The sequence below is a fragment of the Jeotgalibacillus proteolyticus genome (assembly GCF_002926065.1).
GTDB lineage: Bacteria > Bacillota > Bacilli > Bacillales > Jeotgalibacillaceae > Jeotgalibacillus > Jeotgalibacillus proteolyticus.
The window spans coordinates 504,919-520,692 of record NZ_PREZ01000002.1; the positions used below are offsets into that span (position 1 = coordinate 504,919).

The 15,774-nt window shown below is 40.5% G+C and carries 15 protein-coding genes and 1 pseudogene; 6 read left to right on the forward strand and 10 right to left on the reverse strand.

The features are described from left to right. Positions 1 to 159: 159 nt before the first annotated feature. The 3 genes from C4B60_RS06215 to C4B60_RS06225 form a co-directional block, all read right to left on the reverse strand. Complete coding sequence (locus C4B60_RS06215) at positions 160 to 363, reverse strand: alpha/beta-type small acid-soluble spore protein (RefSeq protein ID WP_104057137.1); 204 nt, start codon at positions 361 to 363, stop codon at positions 160 to 162. A gap of 87 nt (positions 364 to 450) precedes the next feature. After that, positions 451 to 1,665, reverse strand: a complete 1,215-nt coding sequence (gene thiI, locus C4B60_RS06220) for a tRNA uracil 4-sulfurtransferase ThiI (protein ID WP_104057138.1) — start codon at positions 1,663 to 1,665, stop codon at positions 451 to 453. After that, on the reverse strand, positions 1,655 to 2,803 hold the full coding sequence (locus tag C4B60_RS06225) for a cysteine desulfurase family protein (protein ID WP_104057139.1): 1,149 nt from the start codon (positions 2,801 to 2,803) through the stop codon (positions 1,655 to 1,657). Before C4B60_RS06225 ends, thiI begins: the two co-directional genes overlap by 11 nt. A 238-nt stretch (positions 2,804 to 3,041) precedes the next feature. Between C4B60_RS06225 and brnQ the strand changes: the two genes are divergently transcribed. After that, entirely contained in the window at positions 3,042 to 4,391 is a 1,350-nt protein-coding gene (gene brnQ, locus C4B60_RS06230; RefSeq protein ID WP_104057278.1) for a branched-chain amino acid transport system II carrier protein, read from the forward strand. Positions 4,392 to 4,424: 33 nt separating this feature from the next. Here brnQ and C4B60_RS06235 read toward each other — a convergent pair whose 3' ends face one another. Then, positions 4,425 to 6,143, reverse strand: a complete 1,719-nt coding sequence (locus C4B60_RS06235; RefSeq protein WP_104057140.1) for a septation ring formation regulator EzrA — start codon at positions 6,141 to 6,143, stop codon at positions 4,425 to 4,427. A 264-nt stretch (positions 6,144 to 6,407) separates the two neighbouring features. Between C4B60_RS06235 and hisJ the strand changes: the two genes are divergently transcribed. Further along, positions 6,408 to 7,217 carry a histidinol-phosphatase HisJ gene (gene hisJ / locus C4B60_RS06240; RefSeq protein WP_104057141.1) on the forward strand — a complete coding sequence of 270 codons (810 nt, stop codon included), beginning with the start codon at positions 6,408 to 6,410 and terminating at the stop codon, positions 7,215 to 7,217. Here the strand turns inward: hisJ and refZ are convergent. Further along, positions 7,212 to 7,847 (reverse strand): forespore capture DNA-binding protein RefZ, encoded by a 636-nt coding sequence (gene refZ / locus C4B60_RS06245; protein WP_167578590.1) that lies wholly within the window; start codon positions 7,845 to 7,847, stop codon positions 7,212 to 7,214. The two genes, hisJ and refZ, sit on opposite strands and share 6 nt — an antisense overlap. 175 nt (positions 7,848 to 8,022) lie before the next feature. Here refZ and C4B60_RS06250 point away from each other — a divergent pair, with 175 nt between their 5' ends. After that, complete coding sequence (locus C4B60_RS06250) at positions 8,023 to 8,502, forward strand: GAF domain-containing protein (protein WP_104057143.1); 480 nt, start codon at positions 8,023 to 8,025, stop codon at positions 8,500 to 8,502. A 123-nt stretch (positions 8,503 to 8,625) separates the two neighbouring features. On the opposite strand, the gene megL is transcribed toward C4B60_RS06250, so the two are convergent. Beyond that, positions 8,626 to 9,840 (reverse strand): methionine gamma-lyase, encoded by a 1,215-nt coding sequence (gene megL / locus C4B60_RS06255; RefSeq protein ID WP_104057144.1) that lies wholly within the window; start codon positions 9,838 to 9,840, stop codon positions 8,626 to 8,628. A gap of 386 nt (positions 9,841 to 10,226) precedes the next feature. Here megL and rpsD point away from each other — a divergent pair, with 386 nt between their 5' ends. Then, a complete protein-coding gene (rpsD, locus tag C4B60_RS06260; RefSeq protein ID WP_104057145.1) occupies positions 10,227 to 10,829 on the forward strand; it encodes a 30S ribosomal protein S4 in 603 nt (200 codons plus the stop codon). A 102-nt stretch (positions 10,830 to 10,931) separates the two neighbouring features. Here the strand turns inward: rpsD and C4B60_RS06265 are convergent. Together C4B60_RS06265 and C4B60_RS06270 are read right to left on the reverse strand one after the other, a co-directional pair. Then, positions 10,932 to 11,297: pseudogene (locus C4B60_RS06265) on the reverse strand (YybH family protein). 42 nt (positions 11,298 to 11,339) lie between these two features. Next, positions 11,340 to 11,747, reverse strand: a complete 408-nt coding sequence (locus tag C4B60_RS06270; RefSeq protein WP_104057146.1) for a DUF4181 domain-containing protein — start codon at positions 11,745 to 11,747, stop codon at positions 11,340 to 11,342. Positions 11,748 to 11,967: 220 nt separating this feature from the next. On the opposite strand from C4B60_RS06270, the gene C4B60_RS06275 reads away from it, so the two are divergent. Continuing rightward, positions 11,968 to 13,131: a DUF4317 domain-containing protein gene (locus C4B60_RS06275; RefSeq protein WP_104057147.1), complete on the forward strand. Its 1,164-nt coding sequence runs from the start codon at positions 11,968 to 11,970 to the stop codon at positions 13,129 to 13,131. Positions 13,132 to 13,190: 59 nt separating this feature from the next. On the opposite strand, the gene C4B60_RS06280 is transcribed toward C4B60_RS06275, so the two are convergent. Next, positions 13,191 to 13,499 (reverse strand): DUF5412 family protein, encoded by a 309-nt coding sequence (locus C4B60_RS06280; protein ID WP_104057148.1) that lies wholly within the window; start codon positions 13,497 to 13,499, stop codon positions 13,191 to 13,193. Positions 13,500 to 13,880: 381 nt separating this feature from the next. On the opposite strand from C4B60_RS06280, the gene C4B60_RS06285 reads away from it, so the two are divergent. Continuing rightward, positions 13,881 to 14,372, forward strand: a complete 492-nt coding sequence (locus tag C4B60_RS06285; protein ID WP_104057149.1) for a hypothetical protein — start codon at positions 13,881 to 13,883, stop codon at positions 14,370 to 14,372. Between the two features lie 59 nt (positions 14,373 to 14,431). On the opposite strand, the gene tyrS is transcribed toward C4B60_RS06285, so the two are convergent. Further along, positions 14,432 to 15,691: a tyrosine--tRNA ligase gene (gene tyrS / locus C4B60_RS06290; RefSeq protein ID WP_104057150.1), complete on the reverse strand. Its 1,260-nt coding sequence runs from the start codon at positions 15,689 to 15,691 to the stop codon at positions 14,432 to 14,434. Positions 15,692 to 15,774: the final 83 nt, after the last annotated feature.

Below are 15,774 nucleotides of genomic sequence, written 5' to 3' on the forward strand. Positions count from 1 at the left end.
AATAAATTAACATTTAAAAATGGCCTAGTACAATTTTACAAAAGTTTTGTTTAAAGTTGAAGCTGAACGCTCATATAAAAAATGTATAAAAATGTTTCCAACTGCAAATAAAAAGCCGACAGCTCAATTTAGCTGTCGGCTTTTACTATTTATCATTAATTATCTTTGAGAACCACCTAATTGTTGTTCAGCCATCTGAACAAGACGCTTAGTGATTTCTCCACCTACAGAACCGTTAGAACGAGCTGTAGAATCAGCACCAAGTTGTACTCCGAATTCTGTTGCGATTTCGTATTTCATTTGAGACAACGCTTGTTCTACACCAGGAACAAGAAGTTGATTACGTGAACCGTTGTTAGCCATGAGTTTTTCACCTCCCTTGTAAAAATAGAATGTGCAAAAACTCATATTATAACACTGGTAATTGTTGTTAATTTAAATTTCTTTTGGCTAAAACAAATCAGAATAGGAGGATTGTATTTCATCCTCTAATTTGCCTGGTGTAATGATTTCAGCTTCAGTTTGAGAAACTGCCTCCTGTAGCATGGAGTCAAAATCAATAAAGCTTTCATAATAGGCAATCTTCTCAAGTTTCGGTTTAGTTTTAGGCGCTGCAGGCGTAAAAATTGTGCAGCAGTCTTCATAAGGAAGGATTGAGATGTCATATGTGCCAATCTCTTTTGCGATATCGATAATTTCTGTTTTATCCATCGTTATCAGCGGTCTGAGTACCGGTGTAGCCGTGACAGCATTAATCGCCTGCATGCTTTCAAGTGTCTGGCTTGCTACCTGTCCAAGGCTTTCACCGGTAACGATTGCTTTTGAACCGGTTTGCTCCCGGATAAGATTCGCAATTTTAAGCATCATTCTTCTTGTAGATGTCATGGTATAGTTCTCTGGCACCTGTTTGTGTATTGCCTGCTGAATAGCAGTGAAAGGAACAATATGAAGCTTTACCTTGCCGCTGAACCCTGCTAGTTGAGCAGCAAGCTGCCTTACTTTTTCCTTGGACTGGTCACTTGTAAATGGCGGACTATGAAAATGTATGGCTTCAATTTCAACACCGCGTTTTAGCATCTGATAGCCTGCTACAGGACTGTCAAAGCCGCCTGAAAGCATCAGGCTTGCTTTATTGGAAGCGCCAATCGGCATACCTCCAGCACCTTGAATGGTTTCAGCTGACAAATAAACGCCTTCCTCCCGCACCTCAACCACGAGCTCAATCTGTGGCTTTTTCATTTCCACAAGAAGCCCGTGAACCCGGCTCATAACATGAGAACCAATTTCCATGTTCAGGCCATTAGTATCAAGCGGGAAGGATTTATCCGCCCTTCTTGCAGAAACCTTAAAGGTTGCAGAAGTTTTCTTAATAGAAGAAACAAGCAAAACTGCCTGCTCTTTTATTTCATCCAGTTCTTTAGCCGTCTTTACTACAGGGCTGAACGATTGAATACCGAAGATGGTTTTTAGCCGTTCCACTATGGGGCTTACATCTTCCGGATTATGGAGCAAAAGATGCATCCTGTCGCGGCCAGCCTGTATATGAATTGAAAAGCCTGTCAGTGAAGAGAGGATATTCGCTTTTAACTGATTGACAAACTTGCTTCTGTTTTTTCCTTTTGTTGAAATTTCTCCATAGCGGATTAAAATTCGATCATACTTCATTACGTTTAATTCCTTTCAATAAGGGCGGGATTACTTTTCTCCACGCTTCTAATAATCGGTCTATTTCAGCTGGCTCTGTAAGGTGTGACATACTGATGCGCACTGAGCCCCTTGCATCCTTTTCAGAGAAGCCCATCGCAAGAATTGTTTTACTTATTTGAGCTTTTTTTGAAGAACATGCACTGGTGGTTGAAATAAAAATACCTTCCTGCTCAAGGGCATGTACAATCACTTCACCTTTTAATCCCGGAACAGTCACATTAACAATATGAGGAGCTCCTTCTTGTTGAGGTGATACAAGCTTTACCTCCGGCCTTGAGGCAAAAAAATGAACTAGGCGGGAACGGTGCTGATTTAAATTTTGAGAATGCATATTTTCCATCGTCATCCTCATAGCTTTCGCCGTGGAGACTGCTCCCCCTACGTTCTCTGTACCGCTCCTGATCCCTCTTTCCTGGCTTCCGCCACTCAACTGGGGAGTAAACAATAGATTTTTCTTCATATAAAGAAGACCATTCCCTTTCATCCCATGAAATTTATGTGCAGAAAGTGATAAGGAATCAATCGAGGAATTTTCGATTAAGATAGGAACTTTTCCAAAGCTTTGAATCGCATCAACATGAAATACCGCTTTCGACTTTTCTTTTATGATTTTCCCAGCCTCCTGAATTGGCTGAATAGACCCAACCTCATTATTGACATGCATGATGGATACAAGAATGGTTTCGCTGGTCAAAAGACGTTTCAATTCCTCCAGTGAAATAATTCCCTCCTGATTGACTTTCAAAAACGATACACGAAAACCTTTAGTCTCAAGTTCTTTCACTGTATTGTATACGGAAGGATGCTCAATGTCAGTAGTGATAATATGTCTTCCTTTATATCTGTTAGCTTCAGCGATTCCCTTGATTGCACTGTTATTTGATTCGGTGCCTCCGGAGGTAAAGATCATTTCGTCACTCTTCACTCCAAGGATTAAAGCCGCCTGCTCACGGGCTTTTTCAAGTAAAAGTGAAGCAGTTGTGCCCATCTCATGCAGAGAAGAAGGATTTCCGAAGTGTTTTTCGTTTATCGTGATAAAAGAAGAAAGAACCTCTTTATACGGTTTAGTTGTTGCACTATTATCTAAATAAATCATTTACGTCACTCTTTCGTTAATTGCTTTCAGCTTACCCTAAACACTAAATACTGTGTTATCATACCACATTTTATCTAAAATAACGGTGGAAATCCCCTGACTTCCAGCTGACGTTTATTAAGTCGTTTTAATCGATTTAATTTTCTTACTATTTCGATTATTGTTATTTTCGACAAAATTCTTTTTTTCTATGTTAAGATATTTCCGTGTTTAAAGAAGGCCAAGTATGGAGGTAGTTATGAAACAGCAGTCTATAACCTTTGGCAGCATTTTAACTGTAGGGTTAATGCTTTTTGCTTTATTTTTAGGAGCAGGAAATATGATTTTTCCTCCTCTATTAGGACAGCAGGCAGGTGAATCTGCAGGGCTTGCCATCATAGGATTTTTAATAACCGGAGTGGGCTTGCCGCTTCTTGGTGTCATTGCCATTGCGTATTCAGGTGGAGATCCTCAGCGTCTTGCAAGCCGAGTACACCCAATTTTCGGAATAATCTTTACAATCACTCTTTATCTTGCAATTGGTCCATTTTTTGGAATTCCAAGAACCGCAACCGTTTCATATGAAATTGGCGTCGTGCCATTTCTTCCAGCACAGATTTCAAATGCAGGATGGCCGCTAGTGCTTTTTTCAGTTGCTTTTTTCATGCTGGCAGCTGTTTTATCCCTCAATCCATCTAAACTAGTAGGCAGAATCGGAAAATTTTTAACTCCTGCGTTAATTATCATTTTAATCGCTTTAGTTGCAGGAGCTTTTGTAACGCCTATGGGCGACCCTGGAGAGCCTGTAGCAGGTTATGCGTCTTCTCCATTTTTCACTGGATTTATTGAAGGATACTTAACGCTTGATGCGATTGCAGCGCTTGTTTTTGCCATTGTCGTTATTTCTGCTATTAAAGAGAAACAGGTACACGAGAGAAGCCAGCTAATACGCTTAACCGTCTATGCAGGGCTTATTGCTGCAACGGGATTAGCACTGGTATACCTTGCATTAAGTCATCTGGGGGCAACCAGCCTGTCAGCTGTCGGACCTCAGGATAATGGAGGCGCCATCCTATCAGCTGCTGCCGCATATTTATATGGATCAAGCGGAGCGTTAATTTTAGGCCTTGCAATCACAGCTGCCTGCATAACGACATCCATTGGATTAATTTCATCAGCATCCACCTATTTTTCCAGGCTGATTCCCCGCATTCCGTATAAAGCATTTGTCTTTTTGTTTGCAGGATTCAGCACCATAGTAGCAAATATAGGTTTAACGCAGCTAATTGCTTTTTCAGTTCCGCTGCTGGTAATGATTTATCCTATGGCAATTGTGTTAATTTTCCTAACCTTTTTGCACCGTTTATTTAAAGGGTACCGGGCAGTATATGTAGCCGCAATCATGCCAACCTTTATCGTTGGCATCAGCGACGGATTAGCTGCTGCCGGACTTACAGACAACCCGTTGACCGGTTTTCTCGGCTTTCTGCCTTTAATGGAGCAGGGAGTAGGCTGGGTCGTCCCTGCAGTTGTCGGGGCTGTGGCCGGCTTTGTTATTGCATCACTATTAAAGCATCGTCCTTTTTCATCAGAGACTTATGCAAAATAAAAAGGCTGGCTCCAATTGAATGGAGCCGGCCTTTTATGATTGATTTGCAAACTCTTTTTCTTCAAGGGAGGTGCCTGACAGTTCTTCAATTCGTTTTAATGCACCCGGCTCTACCTTTTCGATGGTATTAGCTGCCTGTTCGAGCGCATCATGAAATTGGCCCTTTCTGAATAATAGCTCTGCTTCATTCAGACCAATATACACGACCTCATGTCTGCTGCGGTACCGGTTGCCGTATTGTATCACCCGCTCAACAGATTGAGCTGTCTGAACCATATCTTCAGCATCCCTGCACACAGCTTCCACCATTGCCTGTGAGGTTAAGGAGTGCTGCTGGATGGTGATAATGTTTAACGGACGATCCTTAAGACTTTCTTCAAGAAGATACAGCTGGTCATAAGCTTCTGTAAACTGATTAACAATGTAATCAGGATAGCGCGGAAGATTAGCATGACGAATTTCCCGTTCTGCTTCTTTAAGCTGTCTTCTCAGTTCAACATCAACTTCACGGACGGTTACTTCATCCTGTCGCAGGCGCTGAAGAAGTTCTTTGAAGTCTGTTTGGGCCGGTTCAATTTCCTGAAGCTCGTTACGGATTAGATTCAGTTCTTCCCAAATGAGTGAATAAGCTGTTTCCTCAGAGGACCGTCGTTCCTTTATGATAGAGAATCTTTTTTCAATTTTAATTAATTTTTTATCAAGTTCCTTCGGGATGTCCAGGTTCTCCTGGTCAATCTGATAGCTTTGACGAACGAATTCTGTTTCACTCTGCAGGGATTGATTCTGCTCAATAAGACGTCCGAGCAGCTTTGCAGTATTTTCCCAATGGTCCGCTACAAGAGACCGCGCCTCCGCTTCCTTCTCCAATAAATCGTAGAGAGTATCGATTTGTTCGTGGGCTGCACTGACGATCACTCCGGCTTCTTCCATTTCCAGCTGGTTCACATGTTTTCTTCCCTGTTCAATCGACTCCTGGATTAATTCTGCATCTCTTTCAAGCGGAATGTGGTCAAGCGGGAAGCCGGAACTCCTCATTTCTTCAAAGCCTTCTTTAAGCTCTGTCAATTGAGAAGGAATGCCATAATTCGTTTCGTTATAAACATCCGGCAAGTCTGCCAGCAGTTTCTTAATGAATGCCACATCGTCCAGCAGCGAAAGCACCAGCTCTCTTGCAGCCAGATAGTTTCCTTCCTCCGTCATTTCATTATAAAGAATTAACTTTGGCTCTACCGCTTCAATTTTGCGTTCAATTGCTTCTGCAGCCTTACCATATGTATGACGCTGAGCTAATAAATCCTTCTTTGCCTGCTTATAGTCTGCCAGGATGGTTTCCATTTCAACTTTATTTTTCTCATCGCTTCCCATAAGTTCTTCAAGTTCGATTAAGATCTGGTTCATTTCTTTCTCTGCATCGGAAAGCATTTGTTTAATTTGTTCCCGGATTTCGCGGGACTTTTTAAAGCGGAACTTATCAATGTTTTCTTCTGCATCAAATAAGAGGGTATTCACCTCTGCCAGCTTTACATCAACAACGTGGATCCAGGATTCTCGCCAGCCTTCAAATAATTCTTCTGTTTGGCCGTTCATATTTAATTGCTTCACCTTTGTCATTTCCTCGAGAATTGGACGATGTTGAATTTCCAGTTTTGCAGCTTCAAGCTGATCCACTTCTTTATATTCTTTTCTTCGCCAAAAAAGGGCTATGGCAATGATTATTACGATTAATATGACGGATCCGATTATGTACTCCATCCTAAGCCTCCTGTCCAAACAACCGATCCTATGTTAACAATCATTGGATGTTCATGATATTGACTTTATGATACCATGTTATCAACGATTTTTCTTGTTTTTTCTAATATTTTTGACATGATTATCAAGTATTCTTAACTACTCCCTTTTTTTAGGACCTCTTCTCTTATTTCCTACTAACCAATTACCGGTTTGATAGGTAGTAAACCAGCAGAAAACAGCGGGATAATAACTTGATTATTTTTTATAAAAGGAGACAGCGAAATGAAGCTTCAGGATGGGCATATTCATACCCCTTTTTGTCCTCACGGCTCAAAGGATTCATTTTTGCTTTATATCGAACGGGCAATTAAGCTTGACTACACAGAAATTTCCTTCATGGAGCATGCTCCTCTGCCTGCTTCTTTTACAGATCCGACGCCGGATCAGGACAGCGGCATGGACATCAGGTTTTTAGAAGAGTACCTTCACACCATCTCTTCGTTAAAAAACACATATAAAAAAGACCTTAAAATAAATACAGGTCTTGAGGTAGATTATATAGAAGGGTTCGAACACGAAACAGCAGCATTTTTAAACCGGTACGGGCCACACCTGGATGACTCTATTCTATCTGTGCATTTCCTTTTAAAGGATGGAAAATATGACTGCATGGACTATAGCCACGAGGTATTTTCAAGCATGGCGGAACGCTACGGATCAGTTGATGCGGTGCATAAAGCCTATTACCGGACACTTCAGCTTTCTATTGAAGCAGATCTTGGCATATATAAACCAAAGCGGATTGGCCACATGACACTTGCACGGAAGTTCCAGCAGCTTTTTCATGCCAATGAGGATTATTCCCTCGCTATTAACGCTATTCTTACAAAAATAAAGGAAGAAGGATATGAGTTGGACTACAATGGTGCCGGTGCGGTCAAACCTCACTGCAGAGAACCATACCCGTCTGCTGATATTGCTCAAATCGCAAGAACTCTTGGGATTAAGCTTGTCTATGGGTCCGATGCCCATCAGGCAAAAGACCTTCATCAGGGCAGAGCACAGCTTATACCGCCTTTTTCACTTTTATAAAATGATGGTGGATTCGCATGTTACCCCCAAGTACCATTCCTTTAAGATATCTCTGTATGAACGGGTGAAGAATTCTTCACTTGGATTAACATTCCAAAGCTCCTGAATTGTCTGGCTTTGCAAAAATGGCATTGAAAGCATCGACGTGAGCTGAATAAGAAAGAAGGATGGAGATATTTTTATGGAAATGCCTTTTTCAATATCCTGAGCGAGCAGCAGCTTCCAGATGTATTGCTCTTTTCGCAGGTAGCAGGAGGTCATTTCCCGTACCATTTGACTGTCCATCGTAACCTCTCTCCACGCAAAGCGGGCGAAGCGGTGATTTTGCTGCTGAAATTCAATTAACGAAAATGCCGCTTCCATCATATGTGATCTGCTCGGATCATTTTTTAAGGTTGCCGAATCGGCAGCCTTTTGCAATATGTCCAGATAAGGCTCAAAAAAAGCAACGAGGCACTCCTCTAGAAGACCCTGTTTTCCCGCAAAGTAATAGGAGACAGTAGCGACATTTACACCGGCCTTTGCTGATATTTCTCTTATGCTGGTGGCATGGTACCCCTTTGTGTAAAATAAATCGACAGCTGCAATCATAACATCAGATTTTGTTTCCCGCTGCTGTAGCATGACCATCTCGCTCATCCCTTTCTTAAATGATTGCTTCCAGGTATGGAATATGCTAAAAATAAATTACTGTCTTTCTATAGATTCTAGATTTAAACCTGTAAACCTCTATAAAGTTATCATCAAATATCGCCTTAAAAAGGCTTATAAGACAGAATAATTCATCAAAAAGAAGGTGAACAAATTGTTTACTGTCGAAATGTATAAAGGAACCAAGAATGAAAATTACTCACTTGTTCAAAAACAGCTTCGCGCTCTACTTGAAGGCGAACCAAATCAAATCGCCAATTTAAGCAATGCTTCTTCTTTATTAAATCAATTCCTGGTTCAAACAAACTGGGTTGGATTTTATCTTGTTGATGGAAAGGAGCTTGTATTAGGACCTTTTCAAGGGCTCCCTGCCTGCGTTCGAATTCCTTTTGGCAAAGGCGTTTGCGGTACATCAGCAAGCGAGCTTAAAACAATGCGCGTCGATGATGTTCACGCTTTTCCAGGGCATATTGCTTGCGACGCAGCTTCACAGTCTGAAATCGTCGTGCCGGTCGTAAAGGACGGAAGGCTTATTGGAGTGCTCGATATCGACAGCCCTGTAACCTCCCGTTTTGATGAAGTGGACCAGGAGCAGCTGGAGAAGTTTGTGGAGATACTTGCAGAGTACCTTTAAAAGATGAATAATCGATATCAGTTATGTACAGATTTTGTAAAGTAGTTTTTCGCTTCTAAGAGGTTTTCTTCTGTTCTGAATGCAATAAAAACGAGCATCAGCCTTAAATGGCTGATGCTCGTTTTATATATCAGTTGAAATCGCCATTACAGACAGTTTCTGAAAAGACTGTTCAAGGTCTTCGCATACATCCTCCCATGCTTCAAGGCCTACTGAGAGCCTGAGAAGTGAATCAGTAATGCCCATCTTTCCCCTTGCTTCTTTTGGAACGATTGAATGAGTCATCGTAGCAGGGTGCTGAATTAATGTTTCAGCATCGCCAAGACTTACAGCAATCTTCACCATTTTCAACTCGTTCATAAATGCCTGTGCCGTTTCTTTTGATCCTTCCAGAACAAATGAAATCAATCCGCCAAACTTTTTCATCTGCCTTACTGCAATTAAGTGGCCGGCATGCTCCTCAATTCCTGGAAAATGAACTGCTTTAACCATGTGATGATTTTTAAGATACTCGGCAATCTTCTCTGCATTTTCACAATGTCGGTCCATTCTTATCGGCAATGTTTTCAGCCCTCTTATTAACAGCCATGCATCAAATGGTGACATGATGCCTCCAATATCCTTTTGTGTCGTCATCCGGATATGATTAATTTCTTCTGCCGAATCACCAACCAAAAGACCGCCCACAACATCTCCGTGACCGCAGATGTACTTCGTTGCGCTATGGAGAACAAAATTTGCACCAAAGTTTAAAGGCTGCTGCAGATAAGGTGAGCAAAATGTATTATCCACCACTACCGGTATATTATTTTGATTTGCTATTTTACATACTAGAGCAAGATCAATCAGCTCCATTGTTGGATTGATAGGTGTTTCAATATAAATGCACGCAGTATTCTCTCTGATTGCCCCTTCAATGCTTTCTGCAGTGGCCATCTTTATATAATCATGCTTAATTTGAAATTTCTCCTCCAGCATTTCAAGCAGTCCAAAGGTACAGCCATACACGCCTCTTGAGCATAAAATATGGTCCCCTGACTTTAAAAGGTGAAACAATACTGCTGATACTGCTGCCATACCTGAGCCAAATGCTAGCGCCCCTTTTCCGTTTTCCAAAGACGCTATCCTGTCCTCCAAAACCCGGACCGTAGGATTTCCAAGTCTCGAATAAATATATCCCGCATCTTCCCCGGCAAACCGATGCTCCCCTTGCTTGGCATTGGCAAATGTAAATGTCGAGGTTTGATATATAGGTGGTGTAAGAGCTCCATAATGATCAGCTGAATCATAGCCCTCGTGAATCACTCTGGTCTCAAACCGTTTTTTCCCCTTTCCCATGAAAAGCTCCCCCTAAAATGTAATCGCTTTCATTAATAGTTTATGCTATTTTACAGATTATGAAAAGGGGGGCTTTTTTGAATGGGTTTATTTAATCAGCTTTACATAATATAATTATTATGGTCATAATTTAATTCTTGAGACATTACTTAATTATTGTTTAAAAGGTTGACATCACTAGTTCAGCATTATATGATGATAGTTGTGTAAAATAATGCAGCCTATTGTGAATGCATTGATTGATCATTTTGTTCCTATTCGTTAGGTGCATCGTGTAACCCTTGCTGCAGGGCGATGGTGCAAGATGACAAAATGACAGTGAGTGTTCCATCACGCGTACGGTTTTTATTTTACAACAAAATAAAAACACAAGGAGGAGTCAACTTATGGCTCGTTATACAGGTTCATCATGGAAAATCTCCCGTCGTTTAGGAATTTCTCTAAGCGGTACTGGGAAAGAATTAGAAAAGCGTCCTTACGCTCCAGGTCCACACGGTCCTACTCAGCGTAAAAAACTTTCTGAGTATGGTCTTCAATTACAGGAAAAGCAAAAGCTTCGTCACACTTATGGTGTAACTGAGCGCCAATTCCGTAACTTGTTTGACAAAGCTGCTAAACTACAAGGTAAACAAGGTGATAACTTCATGATTCTTCTTGAAACTCGCCTTGACAACCTGGTTTACCGTTTAGGTCTTGCTCGCACACGCCGTCAGGCTCGCCAGCTTGTAAACCACGGTCACGTTACAGTAGACGGATCCCGCGTAGATATCCCATCTTACAGCGTTAAACCTGGACAGGTTATCGGAATCCGTGAAAAATCTCAAAAACTTAACATCGTAAAAGAATCAATGGAGCTTAACAGCTACACTCCTGAGTATGTATCTTTTGATGCAGACAAGTTAGAAGGAACTTTCACTCGCCTTCCAGAGCGTGCTGAATTAGCTGCAGACATCAACGAAGCTCTTATCGTTGAGTTCTATTCTCGTTAATTTTCATTACAAAAAAGCCTTGAGATGTTGTTTATCAACATTTCAAGGCTTTTTATTTTGTCAGCACTTTAACTGAGTGAGAATAAGTAAGTTAAGTTCAAACTAAACATTGCTCAAATGTTCATGAATCAATTTCCATTCATGATCTGAATTTTTAACGAATACATTTGTCGCACGGCCGCTGCCTTTTACAAATCGTCCCTCATAATATCCTTCGTAGCGATATGTATATATACATGTAGCTGCTTCATCTGTTCTCACAATCCAGCTAATATCTTCTGCTGAATATATTTCTTCTTTAATGGTATTCCAAGCATGTTCAAAATACGTCTGGATCTCATTCATCGTGGTGCAGTTCTTATTTGTAAACCAGTAAATTGCATCGTAATGAAGGACTTTTTTTACATTTTCAAAATCGTGTGAGTTTGTTGCCTAAATATATTTCTCCAGCGCTTTTTCGCAGCTCATCCTAATCCCCTGCCTTTAAAGTCTAATTTGTTTCTTTTCTATTTAAAAAGAAATCTGCATAAAATAAATAATAACTAAAATACTTGCGGCAAAAAGAATGCTCATCTCAGCTAAGGTGACAATGGACCGCTTCGGATTCTCTGAATACTTCCACTCAAAAAAAGCTTTTAAACCAAGTTCTGCTAAAATGAATAATAGACTTACAGCAAAAACTAACAGAATATATTCCTCGAAAAATAGGATTGCTGCGCCAAATGAGAGAATTAAAACAATAACCGAAAAAATCCTCACCAACTGATCAATTTTTTTATGGCGTTCATTTACATAGTTAGACGAAAAGAGAACCGTTTTTTCTCTTTCCAGTTCGAATAACCTTAGCAAGCTATATTTCACTGCAGAAACCATCAGAAAGACGCCTGCAACAACTAACAATAAATTAACCCAGATCAAACAGTTTCCCCCATTCCAATCAATTTAGATGAGCTGCAAGAGATCATTTATTTTATAATAACATGAGTCACCTAAATCTATATAATATTTACAAATTTTACCTAAATAATTCTGTTAGGGGCTTTGAAATTTTGCTCCTTCTCTTCTTTCTTAAGTCGTAACTATGGTAGACTTGAAGAATGTGTTTTGTGAAATATAACCTCCCGGGAGTGAATTATTCATGGATAAAAAAGATATTGCAGGCATCCGTAAACAGCTTAAACCGGATAATGATCTACTAAGGATCTCAGATATTTTTACTGTTTATGTTATGAAAGAGACAACTGAAGTTTATCATTCTCAAAAACAGCCATTTGAAATGCTCGATAGCGATCAACAGGAGCTTTTTATGAATAACTTTAAAAAAGTGCTGACAGGTCAGCTCAACGAAAAATTATTTGAGTTGAAATTCCAACGGGATGCAGAAAACAGCTCTCAGCTTATTCTACATAAAGGATTGCTTGAATCATCAGAAGGATGGCAGGAGCAAATGTTGATAATGACTGAAAAGATGCTAAAGGATCAGCCGAATGAAAAAGATATTGTTATTACCTTTATCCGCGCAGAATATATGAAACCGACGAAAAGCCGCAATGAGGAGACAGAGGAAACCGGAAGAGATACGGTCTACGCTCATCGTTTCATTCTGTGCAGCATCAACAAAACGGACGAACCTAAAAAAGAAATTCAGTTTGATTATGTAGAAAAAGAATTTAAATACAAGGTAGAGGTTGATCCTGTAATTGACCTAAAAACGCCGATGTCCGGATTTTTATTTCCTTGCTTCACAAATCACTCGTCGGATGTAAACCATGTTCTCTATGCAGCCGGAAAAGCGAATGAGCCGGATTACCGTTTTATTGAGGAAGTATTGAACGGGGAAGAAATCATGACTGCCCAGGAAGATAAAGCGGTATTTGAAGAGGTTATTAAAAGCGTTGTAGGAGACCAGCTCTCCCCCTCAACCCTGGCGTCTGTTTACAGTGAAATAAATGAATCCATTGAAGAAAGCGGAGATGATGAACCACCAAGGCTTGATTATAAAGATGTTGAACGCATTTTAACAAACAGCGGCGAAAAGGTGGAAAGCGAAAAAATCAAGGAAGCTTTTGGGCTTATTACAGACAATGAGTCCTATGAGCTTAAGGCAAATAGCATTGTCCCTAAATTTAAATCAAAATCAATTAAAATTGATACAAAAGTAGCTAAGATCTCAATCAGCCCTCAGGATCTGCAATATGTAAAGCAGGTAAATCGCAACGGCAAGCGCTGGATCATGATTGAAATTGATGAAGATGCGGAGATTGACGGGTTTAGAATGCTGCCTGAGGAATTTGGAGAATAAGATTTCCGCATCCAGGAACCTCATAGAATGGGGCTCCTGGATTTTTTACTTTTATCAGATTAAGGATGCCGGTAATCATACTTTCCATTTGGAACTTCTATCAAAACCCCATTGATCTGGACAGTTGTATCATCCTTCCATAAAATAACTCCCTCTTCTGTTTTGTACTGCCAATATATATTTTTAGGTTTTTTATTTTGTTCATTAAATTCTAAAACGCCTAACACTGAGTAGCTTACCGTTGCCCCGCCGTTGTTTAAATATGTTTTAACGGTATACCGCCCATCAGGCGACTGCTCCTGTGCGATAAGCTCTCCGGGTTCGATCCGCTCAATTGAAAAAAATGCCCAATGAATGAGGAAAAGCAAGAACAGACGTTGCTAAGACAAACACGATTGTCAGTATTGAGATAATAGGATGTCTATTAAAAAATGATTCACCCCTATTGGATTTTGTTTTTTGCATATTCAGCACTCTCTTTCATTTTAAGTAGAAATAATTTATGTATGTTCAGGCTCTTATTTGAGGTCTTAAAGCACCAAAATGCAGGTTAATTATCATCAGGGTCAGACAGCGTACGCTATAATCCATCCGTATCCTTTGTTTGATAAGTCGAAATACCTGTTTTTTTGCAAAAAGCCTCCGATAAGTGTTGAACGATTAATAAACGGCTTCCATTCTTTTTATAGTAATCTACTTATAAGAAGCATGCCTTGAAACCGGGACAAAATAGAAGGATGGTGAGTAGGATGTTCATGAATATAATTGCAAAATGGAGCCCTAACAAAGAGCAGAATCTCTGTGAAGCAAAGCTGAGAAAAGTAATGAAGCGCTTAAGAATCGACCAGTACAATTATAACTGGGATCGCAGCAGCTGTCTCATAGAATTCACTTATCTTGAAAAATCCTATCGACTCGAGCACTCAATTGACAAGGCAAAAAAGACTGGAATTATTGTTAACAATGGCATGGATTGTTTGTATGAATTAACTTCTTCCCTCGAGGATTTATCGGAAATCATTAACAGAGGAACGTATAAGCTTGAAAAGTGGATACACGGTATGGAGGAGCCATCAGAAGATGAAGAGCAGGATTATGAGGAAGAATATCACATCAGATATAAGACCGGCAGCCGCCCCCGCTTCTTCGATAATCGCAACGAAGCAGCTGCTTCTTTTGAACCGGATTCCCCTTACAGAGACTATGACCGCAGTCACTTAGTTCAGCGGCAGAGAAGATAATTTTATTTTATTCATGCGAAAAAGAGTGACCGGATAGCAGAACGGTCACTCTTCCTGTTTTAAGCGTACTGAATCATAAAGTATTTCTTTTTTCCTCTTCGGATAATAGTAAATTCATTTTCCAAGCGGGCATCCCCTTCAAGGAGAAAATCAAGCTCTGTTACCCGGTCGCCATTAATGTATACAGCTCCGTTGGATACATCCTCCCTGGCCTGACGCTTTGAGGAAGAGATTTTTGCATCAACAAGCACATCTACGATATTAGTAGAGTCCTCTTCCTCTACAAGATAAGTCGGGACATCCTTAAATCCCTGTTTAATTTCTGAACTGCTGAGTGATTTAATATCTCCGCTAAAAAGAGCTGCTGTTATTCTCTGCGCCTGCTCAAGAGCTTCCTGGCCATGAATCATTTTTGTCATTTCTTCTGCCAGTGTTTTTTGAGCTGCCCGAAGATGCGGTTCTGTCTGCACTGATTCCTCAAGGCTTGTGATCGTTTCCTGATCAAGGAATGTAAAGAATTTCAGGTATTTAACAACATCCGCATCTGAAGAATTAAACCAGAACTGGTAGAACTCATACGGTGATGTTTTTTCAGCATCAAGCCAAACAGCTCCGCTTTCTGTTTTACCGAATTTACTTCCATCCGCTTTCGTTACTAAAGGAATAGTCATGCCGAATGCTTTTGCATCATCATTCATTTTCCGTATGAGCTCAAGTCCTGTTGTGATATTCCCCCACTGATCGCTACCGCCTATTTGAAGCTTGCAGTTAAATTCATTGTACAGATGATTAAAGTCCATTGCCTGAAGGATGGTGTAGGTAAATTCAGTGTATGAAATACCTGTCTCTAAGCGTGAGGCGATGGTGTCTTTAGCAAGCATGTAATTAACGCCAATGTATTTTCCAAAGTCGCGCAAAAAGGAAATCATGTCAATTTTTCCGATCCAGTCAAGATTATTTACCATGACTGCACCGGTATCTCCTTCTACCTTAAAAATTCTTTCAAGCTGGGTTTGAATTGATCTTACGTTAAATTCAACCTGCTCTGTTGTCAGTAGAGAACGCTCTTCTTTTTTCCCGCTTGGGTCTCCAATTTGACCGGTCGCTCCTCCGACCAATACGACCGGACGGTGCCCGTGCTTTTGAAAACGTCTCATTGTCAAAAATGGAAGAAGATGACCAATATGCAGGCTGTCTCCTGTTGGATCTACACCGCAATACAGCGAAACAGATTCCTTCTCCAGAAGTTCTTTCATCCCATCCTCATCTGTCTGCTGATAAATAATGCCTCTCCAGGCTAAATCCTTCAGTAACTCCATTGCTTCTTCCTCCTTTGATTTGTACAGCTGTCTTATGCTTTTCGGGGCTGAACGCCCGTTTCCGCTTTAAGTGATATCCAGCT

Coding starts and splice junctions, on each gene's coding strand:
- brnQ (WP_104057278.1), top strand. CDS start 3,042: ATGAAACAGCAGTCTATAACCTTTGGCAGCATTTTAACTGTAGGGTTA.
- C4B60_RS06285 (WP_104057149.1), top strand. CDS start 13,881: ATGTTCATGAATATAATTGCAAAATGGAGCCCTAACAAAGAGCAGAAT.
- rpsD (WP_104057145.1), top strand. CDS start 10,227: ATGGCTCGTTATACAGGTTCATCATGGAAAATCTCCCGTCGTTTAGGA.
- C4B60_RS06235 (WP_104057140.1), bottom strand. CDS start 6,143: ATGGAGTACATAATCGGATCCGTCATATTAATCGTAATAATCATTGCC.
- refZ (WP_167578590.1), bottom strand. CDS start 7,847: ATGGTCATGCTACAGCAGCGGGAAACAAAATCTGATGTTATGATTGCA.
- megL (WP_104057144.1), bottom strand. CDS start 9,840: ATGGGAAAGGGGAAAAAACGGTTTGAGACCAGAGTGATTCACGAGGGC.
- C4B60_RS06275 (WP_104057147.1), top strand. CDS start 11,968: ATGGATAAAAAAGATATTGCAGGCATCCGTAAACAGCTTAAACCGGAT.
- C4B60_RS06225 (WP_104057139.1), bottom strand. CDS start 2,803: ATGATTTATTTAGATAATAGTGCAACAACTAAACCGTATAAAGAGGTT.
- thiI (WP_104057138.1), bottom strand. CDS start 1,665: ATGAAGTATGATCGAATTTTAATCCGCTATGGAGAAATTTCAACAAAA.
- tyrS (WP_104057150.1), bottom strand. CDS start 15,691: ATGGAGTTACTGAAGGATTTAGCCTGGAGAGGCATTATTTATCAGCAG.
- hisJ (WP_104057141.1), top strand. CDS start 6,408: ATGAAGCTTCAGGATGGGCATATTCATACCCCTTTTTGTCCTCACGGC.
- C4B60_RS06215 (WP_104057137.1), bottom strand. CDS start 363: ATGGCTAACAACGGTTCACGTAATCAACTTCTTGTTCCTGGTGTAGAA.